The following is a 15,786-nucleotide window of genomic DNA, read 5'->3' on the forward strand; positions in this document are numbered from 1 at the left end:
AGAATGACGAAGAAATATATTTCTGCTGGATATGTGTCTGATAGAGACCTTCCGAATATGACGCATGAGCACTTATCGAAATTAACACATATGAACATTGCCTTTGGCCATGTTCGTAACGATGCCATTACGATCGAGCATCTACAGAATAAAGAGTCGATTGGGAAGATTAAATCCGAGCATCCTGAGCTTACGATTCTGTTGTCCGTAGGTGGATGGAGTGCTGGGGGATTTTCTGAGGCGGCTTCCACAGAAGAAGGAAGAAATAGCATGGCAGCTTCCGCAGTTCAGATCTTGAATGATCTCCCTCTAGACGGTATCGATCTGGATTGGGAATATCCTTGCTATGGTGAAGCTGAGATTGCTTCGAGCCCGAATGACAAGCAAAATTTCACATTGCTGCTCAAAACCATCCGTGAAGCTTTGGATGCAAAAGGCACTCAAGATGGACGTCACTATCTACTTACCATTGCGGCAGGTGCTGATCAGTATTACGTGGATGGCACGGAGATGGATCAAGTGCAGAAGTATCTGGATTTCGTTCAGCTAATGACCTACGATATGCGCGGAGGATTCCAAGTGCTGACGGGTCATCACACGAACCTGCATACATCAACAGGTGATTTGTTCCGTATTAGTACAGAGGCTTCCGTCAACCTATTCATCCGTGCAGGCGTGCCGAAGGAGAAGATTGTTATTGGAGCTGCATTCTACTCCCGTGTCTGGAAGCAGGTTCCTGATCGTAACCACGGCCTTCATCAAATGGCTGGTACAACAGGCGGCTACGGTCCTGACTTTACGGAGCTGGCTGCGAACTACATTAATAAGAATGGTTATGTTCGTTATTGGGATGATGAGGCTAAGGCACCTTACTTGTTCGATGGATCGAGCCTGATCTCTTATGATGATGAGGAATCGATACAGTGTAAATGTGAGTATGTAAAGGCTGAGGGTCTTGCAGGTGTTATGTTCTGGGAGTATGGCTGTGACAAAACATACAGTCTGCTTGGAGCCATGCATCAAGGACTTCAAGGCTAAATAAAGTTTCAAGGTACCAAACAACGAACTCCCCAAGGCTTTAGCCTTGGGGAGTTCGTTGTTTTTATAATGTATAAGGGCTTGTTATCCTGTGTATTCTTCTTCCTCATCGTCTGAAGGGATGGAGGATCCGTTTAGACTGTGCATTTTACGATACTGGCCAGGGGTGCAGCCAAGCTCCTTCTTGAACTTGCGAATGAAGTTAGGTGTGTCGAGATAACCGACTCGTGTAATGATGTCTTTTAAAGGATCGCTTGTATGCAAGAGCTGCCTGATGACCTCATCCATCCGTTTCTGCCATATATACTGGGAGAAGTTAATCCCTACCTTCTCTTTGAAGGAACGGCTGAAATACGAAGAGGATATGGAATATTTGTTAGAGATCGTCGCTAAACTTAAATCGTATTCGGTAAAATGATGATCGATAAAGGTCAGAATCTGATCCATGAGAGAGCTTTCTTCAGTTTCACTTTTCGCTTCGACATGAGCACAGATATCTGCAGCTAGTCTTGTAAGGCTCTTCTCCAAATCCTCAAGGGAGTCAAAGGAGGTGATTCGTGGAATTTCATTCACCACATGGTGAATTTCGAGTTCTGAAGCGGTTTTTAGCATCGTATTCAGAATATCGAAGCATATACATCGCACTAGAGGGACGCTCGGTTTCTCTGTCTTCAAATTGTTTAGCGCAGTTGAGACCATCTGGACCGCTACATCATAGCTTCCTTGCTTCAAACTTTGAACGAGTTTTAGGAGTACATCTTTTGGCACCCAAAATGAAGAATCCGGATCCTCTATACCAGATAATTTATCGAAAAAGGTAATACTACCCTCGCCATGAAGCATCGATGATTCAAAAGCAGATGAGGCTTCAATGTAAGATTGATTCAGCTGTTCTGGATGACTGTAACGTGCGCCAGCTCCAATAGCAGGAGATAGATTCATATGCTCCTTCACCATCAAACCTAGCGTCTCGACGATCCCTTCCATTAACGTTTGTAACTGGGCTTCATCACCTGTGACAGCATCAAAACCAACAATAAGAGCTAATCTGTCGGGCTGAGGTAATTCAATTCCATAGACATGGGCAGAATGGGCGGGTAGTTCTACATCGTTCATTAGCATAAAGACACTATCCGATTCAGTACCATCACTTTTCAAAGATGTATTCGCATCCCAACCCATACATATCACGAAGTAGTGGTTGCGGTTAAACCGGATGCCTAGTGTTTCTTTGAACTCAGGTGTGAATTCCTCTGTATGACCGTGCTTCAACATGATTAACAAAATGTGATTACGTGCATAAGGTTCTTGAAGATCTACACGCTGGCTGTAGTCGTATAATGTTTTCTTGATCCATTCCAGCTCGTTACTGGAGGAAGTGTCGGCCACTGCTTTTAGTTTGACAAATTCCATTAGGTCGGAGATGGGATGGTATTGTTTCCGCGCTAGTATAATAGCAAGGAATGTACCCATGACAACGGTAAGGGAAAAAACAAGGATAATAATTGAGCGTATATGAACAATTCGGCTGAAAAACTGACTGCTTGGCATGGCAGTGACATAGGTCCATCCAGAATCGGATTTAACCGATACAACAGAATGGGATTCATGATTTAGTGAAAGGCTGTGAGTTCCAGGCTTTAGCTTGAATAAGGAATCTACTTCCTGGGGAGTCATCGTCTCTCCATGATAATTACCAGCCAGCACCTGTCCATTATTATCAAATATATAAGTCATCCCTTGGTAGTCACCAAGGATGGAATCAATTAATCCAGTCAAGGTAGATTCATGAATCAAGTACATGACGGTCCCATGTGCATTTGGTTGGTTCGGTGTAATGGGTACAAGGTAGGCAAGCAAAGATTCTGGAACATTGCTTCTTTGATCCACTTGTTCCGCTGGACGCATGGTTGGGATTTGTAATGTATTTAAGTCGCGAACCATATCTGTCTCGTTCCAGGAATGAAATTTGTACCGCTCGGTGAAAACATCGAGATCCTCGAGGCCTTGAGAGGAATAGATTTGATCATCTTCACGAAAAAACAGGAAAACCTCATTAATGATAGAACTGGTCGCTTTGTATTTAGATAAAGCAAATATCGCCTCGCGGCTGTAATAAGGGTCATGTGTCAAATATTTTGTCAGCTGCTCGTCGTAAGAGATTCGGGATGCCATATCCTGAAGCTCCTTCATACGTTCATCAATAACCGTCTTGGCTTGATTCAGCTGATTGACATTCGTTTGCTCAATCTCAGAACGAAGTGTTTTGGCAGCATTGAGATAGAGGATAATCGTCATGATCACGAGCGGGATGAGGAAAATAGCTATATAGGACAATGTATATTTTAGTAGTAGCTTCGACTTGAAATGATTCCATTTCATTGGTGTGACCTCCTAAGTTGCTCGCTAACGTGATGTTTGCCTACTAAAATTGTAAGGTAAACGCTTTCCAAAATCAATGAAACTTCCGTTTTATGTATTACAAGATGGTGTTTCATTGTTTTTATCGTTGCCAATGGCGCTACTCATTGTCTACAATGCTTTAAGTAGTATACATAATTTGGGCGGAGCTAAGTTGACGGTCGCCTTCATGGAAGTAGTGAGGTGTGAATATTGAGATCATATTTTAACCAACAAGCTCCGCTATCGTTTATATCCGTTTTTCTTTTATTTGTTCCGGCAGGGATCGTAGCTTCGTTTTTTCCGCTTTATTTCAGAGATATCGGATATTCAGGGGAATTATACGGCCTCCAAAATGCTCTACTACCGATTGTAGCACTATTATCGAATTACATGTGGAGTATTCTGAGTGACAAGCTAAGCCGAATCAAACTGTTACTTATTGGACTAAACTTGATGTCGCTGCTGTCGGTTGCCGTTATGTTTACACTGAAAAATCCGGTCGGTGTTATGGCCGCGATGCTAACCTATCAATTTTTTGCAGCTCCGGTGGCTGTGCTCGTGGAAAGCTTCATTATGTTAAAATCAACGAGCCTGAAGCTCTCTTATGCCTCACTACGAAGTGCTGGAGCAGCAGGATTTTCTTTTGCCGCATTGATTGTTGGCATAACATTAGGATTTATTACTGGACTTCAACCCATCGGCTACATGTTTCTGTTGTTCATGGCGTTCGCGCTGATTAGCCTTATACCTGTTAGTGATCCGAGGAGGCCTTCTAAGGACAGCATAGAGCTGGTGGAGAAGGTATCGATGAAGGAAGCCTGGCCGCTGTTTCGCGAGCCTCAAGTGCTGTTGTTCCTGTTCGTAAGCTGTCTATGCGGTATAGCTATGGTCATGAGTGACCAATATCTAAGTTTCCTGCTTGTCGATCTGGGAGGGACTTCATTTCATAATGGTTTGGCATGGATGATCCCCGCGGGGGTTGAGGTTATCGTCTTCATCATCATTGGACGACGCGGTAGCGGCTTTCACCCATTAGTCATGCTTGCGTTGAGTACGTTTCTGTTCGCTATTCGCTCGTTAATGATCATTTTTACGATGAATCTTGCCGTATTATTGTTCTCACAAGCGGTAATGGGCATAGCCATCGCAATCTATCTTTCTTATACAGCTCAGTATATGATCCAGTTGATTCCCGATCGGTATCGTTCAACGGGGCAGGCTGTCATGTCGATGTTCATGAGTGTATTCGCTGCTACCGTGGGTGCTGTGGTAGGATCATATTTATTCTCGCAGAGGGATATTAAAGCGGTATTTATCGTGAACTGCGGGCTGCTTGTTCTAGCCACGATCTGCTTCTTAAGTCTGCACATTCGGGATATTCGGGGATCAGCACAACCACCGAATCAGCGACTGACCCTTTAGTATAGGAAACTTCACACTTATTGGGACGAACCTCATAACATTTGGAGAGAACCGCCTTAGAAAAAGAGCGGTTCTCTTTGCGTTTAATCGCGTGTATAGCGCTGACGAAGTGATTGTGCCATATGACGGATCTCTTCCGAAGACGGAAGCTGCAGGTTGGCAGCTGCTGCTATCATCTCAGCTTGTTCCATGCTAACTTGCCACTCCCGGATGACTCTCTTAACGGCTTCTGTGAAGACGTCAACTGCATTCGGGCCTAGAGTTGTCAGTTGTTCTAGGCTTGCGGTTGATTCTGGTTGAACCAGCGGATAGTCGGCAGGGTCAGCTTGTGCCGCAGCCTTGTCATAGAAGGATCGGACGAGACTTGCGCGCTCACTGCCAGAACCTTCAGCGATTATAAAGGCTTGAATAATGAACGCTTTATTCTGTCTCCGCTGGGCAATACCACAAAACTTGCGCCCATCAATACTAAGATCATATGTGCCAGGGCAGAAAGCACCGGCAATTTCACCTGTATCTACGGTATAACCTGTATCTCGGAGTGCCTCTCGGATCAAGAGTACCATCCATTCGAAATCTTGCTGAAAGTTCTGATGGTTCGGCTGATCGCCGAGTGGAAGAATGAGGGAGAGGTTCACAACTCCTAGATCGAGCGGTACGGCCGCTCCGCCTGAGTGGCGAGTCGCTGTGTCATAACCGAGCTTGCGTAGCTGCTGCTCAGCCTCAGAGGCCTCTGGTAGTCTACTATCTCGTACGCCCATCACAAAAGCACGAGGATGACGCCAAAGATGACAGATCGCTGGGCCGCCACGCCCTGTCTGCCTGCATAACAGCTCGTCCAGCGCAAAAGAGTAGAGCACGTCATCTTCGGATAGGTCATGTATGCGATCTAACAGCAATATTGGCCCTGTCCCTTGGGATGGGGTGAATGGTGTAGTCATGACAGAGGTCCTCCTGATATTAATTACTTACAGAATACCATAAAGAGAAAATATCTACAGCATTCTATCCTTAAAATTCCAATGGAATGGATTGACAATAGACAGGAATCTTTTTATAATCCTAGTAAGTTTATCGGGTTTATATAAAAAGGGGGATTTAAAATGATAAAGGGTACCCGTAGTTTGAAAGGGTTCATGATAGGCCTGCTCATCATTGCAATGCTGGCGGTTACAGCCTGTGGCAACGATGCGAAGCAAGGAAGTGGAGACGGTAAAGCGAAGACCGATTTTGTAGTCGGTTATCTGAACGTAATGGATGATGCGCAAGCCATGCTTGCTTATGAGGCGAATCTTTATGAGAAGCACGGATTGAATGTGAAAATGCAGCAGTTCAAGAGCGGAACCGATCTTATCAAAGCGATGGTCGGTAAACAGGTGGATGCCGGGGTACTTGGTTTTACGAATGCTGTCTCATGGGCCTCGAAGGGGGCAGGAGTAAAGGTTGTTGGTGGAGCGCAGCTCGGATTTCACAGTGTACTTGTGAAGGATGGCAGCCCTATTACGAAAGTGGAAGATCTCAAAGGTAAGAAGCTAGCTTCCCAAGGACAAGGAAGCACGGCAGATATCGTTCTGAATGGTGTTGTACTGAAGGAAGCAGGGTTGACGAGTAAGGACTTGCAGATGGTGTATGTTGATCCGGGTCAGGCCATTCAATCTCTGGCTTCCGGCGCGGTGGATGCAGCATTTGTGTTTGAGCCATACGATAGTATCGCCACTCACACACTCGGTGCTAAACAAATATACGAAGTTGGTAAAGTGTGGCCGTTTCCATGCATGGTCGTCATTACAACAGAAGATAACTTGAAGAACAAACGTGAAGCGGTAAATCAACTGCTGGATGCTCAGAAGGAAGCCATCGAAATGCTACAACAGGATCCGAAGAAATCCGCGGGACTGATCATGAAGCATTTTGTGGATTCAGATACGATGACTTCTCACCATGGCGGTACAGTAGAGTCGGTAGATGTTATCAAACAAGCGATTGAAACGCAAGTATTTAACTGGGATATAACACCAGACCAAGTGACTCGTATGCAGGAAATATCCGACATGATGAAAGAACAGGGTGTACTCGAGAAAGACGTGAAAGTAGCAGATATTATCGATTTAAGCTGGCAGGATCAAATGAAGAAATAATAGGTAAGTCATATATCATACAAAAGGAGAGTTTCCGGTGAATCCATCCTACTCGAAAGTGTCGCGGACCAAACCGAAATCAGGCTCCTTCTGGCGAAAAGTGCTCCCCTATCTCCTTGCAGTAGGGAGCCTTCTTGCGATTTGGCAGATTACGGCGTTATTCTTGCCCTCTTATTTGCTGCCAGATGTGCCTGATGTATTCGTCCGTTTGTTCAGCAGTATCCAAGATCCTGAATTCAGAGGTCATATCGGTGATAGTCTGATCCGGCTTTTGTGGGGATATCCCCTTGCGTGCCTGTTTGGAGCGTTGTTAGGTCTGATTGGTGGGATTTCGAAAGGCTTTGCCGTTTACCTGCGCAGTCTTATATCTATTTTGCAGGCCATTCCACCAATTACTTGGGTGCCCTTCTTTGTTATATTGTTAGGATTCGGTAACAAAACGATTATTACAGTCATTATTATTGCGAGTTTCTTCCCCATGGCACTATCCGTTCTGAATGCCACTGAAGGCGTGAACCGTACGCATCTGGAGCTGGCCCGTGTGATGGGTGCAAGCCGCCGTCAGCTGCTGGCGAAGGTATTTGCTCCTGAGTCCTTACCAGCCTTCGTTACTGGCGCACAGGTTGCATTCGGGAACGCGTGGCGTTCCCTGATTGCAGCAGAAATGGTGGGAGGAGCGATGGCAGGACTGGGATTCTACTCTCGCTGGCGTGGTGAGGTCGCTGATATGGAAGGCGTGCTGATGAGCATTATCGTCATCGGAACCATCGCGGCGCTGTTAGATTTGGTGCTGCTAGAGGGGCTAAAAAGAAAGCTGTTACGTTATCGCTACGTTCAGCCGGGAGGAGATGAGTAGCATGCAGACCATACATGTAGACAATGTATCGAAATCTTTCGGATCATTGAATGTACTTGAAGAGGTGGATATTACAATTCGCCAAGGTGAGTTCGTGGCAATCGTCGGCCCTTCGGGTTGCGGAAAGAGTACTGTGCTGCGTATGATTGCGGGTCTCGAATATCCTTCAGACGGAAAGGTTACTGCGAGCGAACAAGCGATTGTAAAGCCTGATCCTAGCCGGATGTTAATCTTTCAAGAGCATGCTCTATATCCTTGGAGGACGGTTGAATATAACGTCGGTTTCGGATTGGAGCTTGCAGGTATATCCAAAAAAGAACGAAGCTCTCGGGTAGACGCCATGTTGGAGAAAGTTGGCCTCGGTGGATTCCAGAAGTACTATCCACACCAGTTATCCGGCGGCATGCGTCAGCGCGCCTCTATTGCACGTGCACTTGTGATGGATCCTGAGGTGCTGTTATTAGACGAACCGTTTGGTGCATTGGACGCAATCACCAAGATCTCGATGCAAAATGAGCTGCTTCGCCTGTGGGAAGGCACGGGCAAGACCGTTCTTCTCATTACACATGATATTGATGAAGCGATATATTTGGCGGATACCATTTACGTTATGAGTCCACGTCCTGGACGGATTGTGGAGTCAATCTCAATTGACTCATCCCGGCCTCGTAACCGTAACGGAGCAGACTTTGTTGCTCTGCGAGAGAGGATTATGAAGCATCTTGATTTAAGCAATCATTGATTATGGCAATATCCGATAGGAATGGTATGATAGAGAGAGCGCTAAGGTTAATGACGGATCCAATCATTCTGTTATAACAAAGGAGAACACCATGGGGATATACGAGAATATTGTAGATTTGATCGGTGCAACGCCGATGGTTCGGTTGCAGCGAATCGTTCCGGATGGAGCAGCTGAGGTGTATGTGAAGCTGGAAATGTTCAATCCTTCCGGCAGTGTGAAAGACCGTGCAGCGTTTAATTTGATCGATACCGCTGAGAAACAGGGTCATTTGAAGCCAGGTGGTACAATTATCGAGCCTACAAGTGGCAATACCGGCATCGGACTGGCTATGATTGCTGCAGCTAAGGGCTACCGTGCGATTTTGATTATGCCAGATAATATGTCCAAAGAGCGGATTAATATCTTGAAAGCTTATGGAGCGGAGGTAGTGTTGACACCTAGCAGTGAACGTATGCCAGGTTCTATTGCTAAAGCCTTGGAGCTTAAGGAACAAATTCCAGGTAGCTTTATTCCACAGCAGTTCGAGAATCAAGCGAATCCGGATATTCACCGGGTGACGACAGCACCTGAGATCCTGCAGCAGATGGAAGGGCGTCTCGATGCCTTTGTTGCGACAGCCGGAACAGGGGGGACGATTACAGGTACGGGAGAGGAATTGCGTAAACATCTTCCGAAGCTGCATATCGCTGTGGTTGAACCACAAGGCTCGCCTGTACTCTCTGGTGGTCAGCCTGGACCCCATAAGCTCGTAGGGACAAGTCCTGGTTTTGTTCCGGATATCCTAAATACAAATGTATACGACGAGATCATTCAAATTGCGGATGAAGAAGCCATTGGGACAGTTCGTAGTCTGGCTCGAAAAGAAGGCATATTGGTCGGTCCTTCTTCAGGTGCTTCTGTATTCGCCGCTATCCGTGTAGCTGAGAAGTTAGGTGCGGGTAAGCGAGTAGTATGTATTGCACCAGATACGGGTGAAAGATATCTGAGTATGAATATTTTTTAATGATAAATCAGTTGTCTCTTCTCGTCCAAATGCATTAACCCAGAGTTATAAGAAATAATTGGGTTGAATCCATTCTGGGATAATGGTTATATTTAGAATGACTATATCCATTTTATCAGGATTGGAGATGATTGGTTTGGCTAGACAACGAGATTTAAGAGAAGGGCAGTATATCGTTGTACCTGAGAACCCAGTGTCCATGTTTCTGTTCAGCAGTACCCGCTCGGCTTGGATATGGCTAATTATCCGACTATATCTAGGTTATATATGGTTTACGTCAGGAATTAAGAAGTTATCGGCTGATGCTTGGACAGGTGAGAATGCTGGAGCGGCGATTCAAGGTTTTGTGAAAGGTGCACTTGCTAAAGCCGAAGGTGGTAAGGATGTAGCCGGTTGGTATGCATCATTTCTGGAAAATTTCGTATTGCCGAATGCTAAACTTTTTGGATATATGGTTGCTTATGGGGAAGTACTAGTCGGATTAGGGCTTATTCTCGGACTTCTGACAGGGATCGCAGCGTTCTTCGGTGGACTTATGAATGCGAGCTTCCTGTTTGCTGGTACACTAAGCACCAATCCACTATTGTTCATCTTGGCAACATGGCTCGTACTTGCCTGGAAAGTGGCTGGTTGGTACGGACTAGATCGTTGGGCGTTGCCTCTACTAGGTACACCATGGAGCCGACGGAAGCGAGATTGAAGGAATAAATATTCGTTAAATACGTAAGAAGTACACACCCTTAAGATGGACTCGCGCGCAGTAGGTCCCGTCTGACGGGTGTTTTTTTGTGTTGGTATATGTGAGGGTATGATTAATATTGAATATTTTTACATAAAAATACGGTTAGAGTGAGGTGACAAGTCGTTTTATAGGCTAAAAGGGAATCATCTGAAGGTCATAACCATGTATTTCTAATTTATGCCAATGGAAGGATTGTATCTTCTCCTTATAAATGGTAAATTCTGAACGAATTATTATCATTTATGCAGAAATGGAGAGGATAGTTATGAAGAAGAACAGCTTTAGAGAAGGTCAGTATATGGTAATACCGGAGAATCCGGTATCGATGTTTCTTTTTAACAGTGTTTACTCAGCATGGATATGGCTTGCTTTACGTCTATATCTGGGGTATACCTGGTTTACTGCTGGGATCAAGAAGTTATCTTCTGGTACTTGGACCGGTGAGAATGCAGGAGCTGGGCTGGAAGGCTTTATTAAAGGAGCGCTTGCTAAAGCGGAAGGTGGCAATGATGTCACTGGCTGGTATGCGACTTTTCTTGAAAATGTGGTTCTTCCTAATTCGAAAGTCTTCGCCCATATGGTGGCATTTGGGGAGACATTGGTTGGCTTAGGTCTTATTCTCGGTCTACTGACAGGAATTGCGGCATTTTTTGGTGGCCTGATGAATGTCAGCTTCCTATTCGCTGGCTCGATCAGTGTGAATCCTATTCTGTTCATTCTTGCGATCTTGATTGTGCTCGCATGGAAGGTAGCAGGTTGGTACGGACTGGATCGCTGGGCATTGCCATTGTTAGGTACGCCTTGGACTCGGAGTAGCCGGGAAACGAAGGAACAAACGACGCATATATAATGAATATTAGAATACCCTTTGGATAGGATGATATGTGAATATGATCCTATCTAAAGGGTGTTTTTTCTTTGTCAAGCACAAACTCCACATCCAAAATTTTAAATATAAGATATTCTATTTTTAGATAATGTACACAGAAGGACGGAAGGTGTAGAGATGGGGGTCAAACCTTTTTTTAGGCTGGTGGAGATTCAGACGAAGGTTGCGAGTATGGTTCCTTTTCTTATGGGAACACTGTATGCGCTATTCCGCTTTGAGCAGTTTAATGCGTATCACTTCGTGCTTATGCTTGCCTCCTTACTATCATTCGATATGGCTACCACAGCGATTAATAACTATTATGACTATAAAAAGGCGATTAAAAAGAACGGTTTCGGTTATGAGTTCCACAATCCGATTGTTCACCACAAATTGAAGGAAGCAACGGTAATTACCGTAATTGCTATTCTGTTATTGATCGCAGTCAGTGCAGGTATAATGTTGTTTCTTGATACAGGGCTTTTGATCCTACTGCTCGGCGGGCTATCGTTCGCGGTAGGTATTCTCTATTCCTTTGGACCGATTCCGATTTCACGAATGCCGCTTGGTGAGTTGTTCTCCGGACTATTCATGGGCTTTGTGATCATCTTTATCTCAGCATGGGTTCATGTGGATGGGAATCAGCTGGCGAGTCTAACGTTAGAGGGAGGGATGGCGAGTTTACAAGTGAATTTACCGGAAGTGATTGTGCTATTTATGTTCTCGATTCCGGCCATACTCGGTATTGCTAACATTATGCTCGCGAACAATATTTGTGATGTGGAGGAGGATATCGAGAATAAACGCTACACCCTTCCGGTTTATATCGGTCGTCCAAATGCGCTTGTTCTTTTTCGTATGCTTTATTTTCTCGCTTATGTAGATGTCGTAGTGCTGCTTTTCTTAGGCATTAACCCGATCATTGTACTGCTTATCCTACTAACCGTCATTCCGATCCACAGAAATATAAAGCGATTTATGGCCAATCCATCCAAGAAAGCGACCTTTATCACCGCAGTTCAAAACTTTCTCATGATGAATATAGCGAGGATTATGGCGCTTGGCATAGCGGTGCTATGGATGAGCATATAAAAATAATATTCAACATAGAAAAACCTCCGTTTCAATCCATTGAAACGGAGGTTTTTCTATAAAGCATATAAGCATTCCAACCACAGCCCGTGTACTGCCAAGGTCTCAGGCTGATGACAAAGTCAAACAGAAGATGATGGATACCGCTTAACCTGATGTGTGTAATCAGCTTCCATTGGACTTTGCCTACAATCTGAAACCAAGAGCACAGGGTATGCATTGAAACCTTGCTAGTCTTTAAACAATACCTTGAGCGAGCATAGCGTCTGCTACTTTACGGAAACCAGCAATGTTAGCACCTACAACAAGGTTACCAGCGCAATCGAATTCTTCAGCCGCTTGCACACTGTTCTCATAGATGTTCTTCATGATGAGGTGAAGTCTGTTGTCCACTTCTTCGAAGGTCCAAGACAATCTCATCGAGTTCTGGGACATTTCCAGTGCGGATACAGCTACGCCACCAGCGTTTGCTGCTTTTGCAGGTCCGAACAGTACATTGTTCTTCAAGAAGAGGTCAATCGCTTCAAGTGTAGATGGCATGTTAGCACCTTCACCGATCGCTTTTACGCCGTTGGATACGAGGATCGCAGCGTCTGATTCGTTGATTTCGTTTTGCGTAGCACATGGAAGGGCAATATCACAAGGGATCGTCCAGATACCCTGGCAGCCTTCAGTGAAAGTAGCACGTGGGTGCTCTTTAACATATTCGCTTACGCGTTTTCTTTCAACGTCTTTAAGGCGACGAAGTGTTTCAAGGCAGATACCTTCAGGATCATAGATATAACCGCTGGAGTCACTGCATGCTACTACTTTTGCGCCGAGTTGGTGTGCCTTTTCGATCGCGTGGATGGACACGTTACCGGATCCGGATACAACAACCGTCTGGCCTTCAAAGCTCATGTCCTTGGATTTCAGCATTTCTTCTACGAAATACACACAACCATAGCCTGTTGCTTCAGGGCGTCCCAAGCTTCCACCGTACTGAATGGATTTACCAGTCAGAACACCAGCTTCGTTACCACCACGGATACGTTTGTATTGACCAAACATATAACCGATTTCACGTGCACCTACACCGATATCACCAGCAGGTACGTCAGTATCAGGACCAATATACTTATATAGCTCCGTCATGAAGCTTTGTGTGAAACGCATGATTTCATTATCGGATTTGCCTTTAGGATCGAAGTCGGAGCCGCCTTTGCCGCCGCCGATAGGAAGACCTGTCAGGGAGTTTTTCAAAATTTGTTCAAAGCCGAGGAATTTAATGATGCTTACGTTAACAGAAGGGTGGAAGCGGAGGCCGCCTTTGTACGGTCCGATCGCGCTGTTGAACTGAACACGATAACCGCGGTTAACCTGAACTTTACCTTTGTCGTCTACCCAAGGAACACGGAATGTGATGACACGCTCTGGCTCAACGAGTCTTTCTAAAATTCCAGCTTCTTGGTACTGTGGATATTTTGTGAGGATTGGAACGAGTGAATCCAGAATTTCTTTCACAGCCTGATGGAATTCAGACTCATTAGGGTTACGCTTTTGTACTGTCTCGAATATGGATTGGACGTAAGATACCGCTTCTTGCGATTGTTGTGCAGTAAGATTCATGTACAGGTCCACCTCTCTCATAAATATGTATTATGTTGTATTTATCAAATATTCAGCATCCTTGCAAGTTTCAATTTATACATCGTGAATAATTATTTATACATTTTTACCTAAAAAATGCTTTCAGAAATTATACGATTAGTGCAAAAAAAGCGATCCAAAGGATCGCCACGTTGTGCATTCGTTACGTTACTTATTGGTTCCATGTTGTTTTGTTGGTAATTTGGAATTGGGACTTCCCTTACCGTGGTTTTCCTTGTTGTGACGCGCTTTTTCGGCATTTGATTTCATCTTTTCAACAAACTCATGTGTGTTTTCCACGCTAAAATCCTCCTTTGAAGTGGGTCTGTTTAGTGTCTTTCGCGTGCTCATTTACTATTTCCCATTGCGTAAATTTGTATAGATATTTTGAATTTTCATGTAGACATTCCATGAAGTTTACCCCGGTCATAAAACTTTCCTATCGACCTTTGAAAAAAGAGTGATGACAGCGCTCTTTTTTGTGAAAACAGAGTCGAAAAGTGCGAAATAAGTATCAGGTAAGTTGCTAAAATAGAATCGCATCTAACCATAAAAACCCGCGGGAAGTCTAAGCTTTCCGCGGGTTTTTTAAGGTTTAAGCGATTGGTGGGTTGCTCACAAGCAGTTCATATTTATTCAGGGATGCGCTCAGAATGTACTCACTCCCGCCTCCACGGTGAGATTGACGGAACGATTCGCTGGAAGTCCAGCCTTTAAATGCGTCTTCGTTCTCCCATACGGTGCAAACCTTGAGTTCTTCGGCTTCCGCGCCTTCCTTGGCTTCATGCCATACTTCCATTCGGATGAACCCCGGCATTTCCTGTACACCCTTTGCCTGTGCGAACCGTTCGGACAGTTCTTTGCCGTGCCCTGGTTTGACTTTGATTGAGTTCGTTACGACCAGCATATTTGTTCCTCCTTAGGCTTGTAATCCGGCTAATCTTAGCCGGTTATTAGGGTTATAATTGCATGTCTATTATACCTTAGCGGAGATGGTCATTTCATCCAAGCAAGCAGGTGTGTTTTGAAATGAGGCTCTTTTAACCTTCTATAAATGATAAAATAAGAGGATGCAGTCATCTCACTTAGGAGGGATGTTTTTGTGGGAACGATGTTTGCTTTTGCAGCTATTGTATTATTAGCCTCTATTCTTCAAGTCAGCACAGGTTTTGGATTCTCTATTATGGCAACTCCTTTCTTGCTCATGATCTTCCTGCCGAATGAAGCGATACAGATTAATATCATATTATCGCTGCTTATTTCCGTATCATTAATATGGAAGATCAGGCATGATATTGATATCAGACTTTTAAAAAGAGTTGTGGTAGGGAGTATCGCGGGGGTACCTCTTGGCATTCTCGTCTTTATGATGATGGATATCAATGCTCTGAAGTTAGGGCTTGGTGTTCTTCTTCTTTTATTAACTCTACTACTAATGTGTAATTTCAAGATCCAGCGTACATCAGCCAGAGACTTTGTTGTTGGTGGGTTATCCGGTGTACTAACGACTAGTATTGGCATGCCTGGTCCACCATTATTACTCTACTTTACAGGAACTGATACGGAGAAATCGAAGCTTAGGGCTACAACGCTAGCCTTTTATCTATTTATTTATGCGATTAGTCTGATGAGTCAGACCCTATTGGCTGGAACGAATCAAACGGTGTGGACATCCAGCTTATTTGCCATTCCAATGGTGTTTCTCGGATTATTTCTAGGTCAGATCGTCTTTAAATGGCTTAATCCCCGAATTTTCAAAGTGCTTACCTATATTCTGTTGGTCAGTACGGGCATATATCTTCTATTATAAAAGTGAGCATCAATAATAATCTGATTTTTTGAATAAAATC

General features: G+C 44.5%; 15 protein-coding genes. 10 read left to right on the plus strand and 5 right to left on the minus strand.

What is annotated here, in order from left to right; genetic code table 11:
• Positions 1–3 precede the first annotated feature (3 nt).
• Complete coding sequence (locus AC3WJJ_RS20055) at positions 4–1,038, plus strand: glycoside hydrolase family 18 protein (RefSeq protein ID WP_492543446.1); 1,035 nt, start codon at positions 4–6, stop codon at positions 1,036–1,038.
• An 84-nt stretch (positions 1,039–1,122) separates the two neighbouring features.
• Here AC3WJJ_RS20055 and AC3WJJ_RS20060 read toward each other — a convergent pair whose 3' ends face one another.
• Positions 1,123–3,420 (minus strand): helix-turn-helix domain-containing protein, encoded by a 2,298-nt coding sequence (locus tag AC3WJJ_RS20060; protein ID WP_492543447.1) that lies wholly within the window; start codon positions 3,418–3,420, stop codon positions 1,123–1,125.
• 231 nt (positions 3,421–3,651) lie between these two features.
• On the opposite strand from AC3WJJ_RS20060, the gene AC3WJJ_RS20065 reads away from it, so the two are divergent.
• Positions 3,652–4,863: an MFS transporter gene (locus AC3WJJ_RS20065; RefSeq protein WP_492543448.1), complete on the plus strand. Its 1,212-nt coding sequence runs from the start codon at positions 3,652–3,654 to the stop codon at positions 4,861–4,863.
• 83 nt (positions 4,864–4,946) lie between these two features.
• Here the strand turns inward: AC3WJJ_RS20065 and AC3WJJ_RS20070 are convergent, their stop codons facing one another.
• Positions 4,947–5,804 carry a lipoate--protein ligase family protein gene (locus AC3WJJ_RS20070; RefSeq protein ID WP_492543449.1) on the minus strand — a complete coding sequence of 286 codons (858 nt, stop codon included), beginning with the start codon at positions 5,802–5,804 and terminating at the stop codon, positions 4,947–4,949.
• Between the two features lie 162 nt (positions 5,805–5,966).
• Between AC3WJJ_RS20070 and AC3WJJ_RS20075 the strand changes: the two genes are divergently transcribed.
• The 7 genes from AC3WJJ_RS20075 to AC3WJJ_RS20105 all read left to right on the plus strand — a co-directional run bounded on the left by AC3WJJ_RS20075 (position 5,967) and on the right by AC3WJJ_RS20105 (position 12,307).
• Positions 5,967–7,001, plus strand: coding sequence for an ABC transporter substrate-binding protein (locus AC3WJJ_RS20075; RefSeq protein WP_492543450.1), 1,035 nt, complete (start codon positions 5,967–5,969; stop codon positions 6,999–7,001).
• Positions 7,002–7,038: 37 nt separating this feature from the next.
• Positions 7,039–7,857, plus strand: coding sequence for an ABC transporter permease (locus AC3WJJ_RS20080; RefSeq protein WP_422658726.1), 819 nt, complete (start codon positions 7,039–7,041; stop codon positions 7,855–7,857).
• Position 7,858: 1 nt separating this feature from the next.
• Positions 7,859–8,599: an ABC transporter ATP-binding protein gene (locus AC3WJJ_RS20085; protein ID WP_492543451.1), complete on the plus strand. Its 741-nt coding sequence runs from the start codon at positions 7,859–7,861 to the stop codon at positions 8,597–8,599.
• 91 nt (positions 8,600–8,690) lie between these two features.
• Positions 8,691–9,605 (plus strand): cysteine synthase A, encoded by a 915-nt coding sequence (gene cysK / locus AC3WJJ_RS20090; RefSeq protein WP_492543452.1) that lies wholly within the window; start codon positions 8,691–8,693, stop codon positions 9,603–9,605.
• Positions 9,606–9,732: 127 nt separating this feature from the next.
• The gene (locus AC3WJJ_RS20095) at positions 9,733–10,305 is read left to right on the plus strand and encodes a DoxX family membrane protein (protein ID WP_492543617.1); all 573 of its coding nucleotides are present in this window, start codon (positions 9,733–9,735) and stop codon (positions 10,303–10,305) included.
• 307 nt (positions 10,306–10,612) lie between these two features.
• Complete coding sequence (locus AC3WJJ_RS20100; protein ID WP_492543453.1) at positions 10,613–11,197, plus strand: DoxX family membrane protein; 585 nt, start codon at positions 10,613–10,615, stop codon at positions 11,195–11,197.
• Between the two features lie 156 nt (positions 11,198–11,353).
• Positions 11,354–12,307 (plus strand): 1,4-dihydroxy-2-naphthoate polyprenyltransferase, encoded by a 954-nt coding sequence (locus AC3WJJ_RS20105; protein ID WP_492543454.1) that lies wholly within the window; start codon positions 11,354–11,356, stop codon positions 12,305–12,307.
• A 237-nt stretch (positions 12,308–12,544) separates the two neighbouring features.
• On the opposite strand, the gene gdhA is transcribed toward AC3WJJ_RS20105, so the two are convergent.
• The 3 genes from gdhA to AC3WJJ_RS20120 form a co-directional block, all read right to left on the minus strand.
• Entirely contained in the window at positions 12,545–13,915 is a 1,371-nt protein-coding gene (gdhA, locus tag AC3WJJ_RS20110; RefSeq protein WP_492543455.1) for an NADP-specific glutamate dehydrogenase, read from the minus strand.
• Positions 13,916–14,104: 189 nt separating this feature from the next.
• Positions 14,105–14,236 (minus strand): DUF4023 domain-containing protein, encoded by a 132-nt coding sequence (locus tag AC3WJJ_RS20115; protein WP_422658720.1) that lies wholly within the window; start codon positions 14,234–14,236, stop codon positions 14,105–14,107.
• 295 nt (positions 14,237–14,531) lie between these two features.
• Entirely contained in the window at positions 14,532–14,843 is a 312-nt protein-coding gene (locus AC3WJJ_RS20120; protein WP_492543456.1) for an antibiotic biosynthesis monooxygenase, read from the minus strand.
• A gap of 195 nt (positions 14,844–15,038) precedes the next feature.
• Here AC3WJJ_RS20120 and AC3WJJ_RS20125 point away from each other — a divergent pair, with 195 nt between their 5' ends.
• Positions 15,039–15,746: a sulfite exporter TauE/SafE family protein gene (locus AC3WJJ_RS20125; protein ID WP_492543457.1), complete on the plus strand. Its 708-nt coding sequence runs from the start codon at positions 15,039–15,041 to the stop codon at positions 15,744–15,746.
• Positions 15,747–15,786 lie beyond the last annotated feature (40 nt).

It is taken from the genome of Paenibacillus sp. FW507-14B1B, from assembly GCF_058781425.1.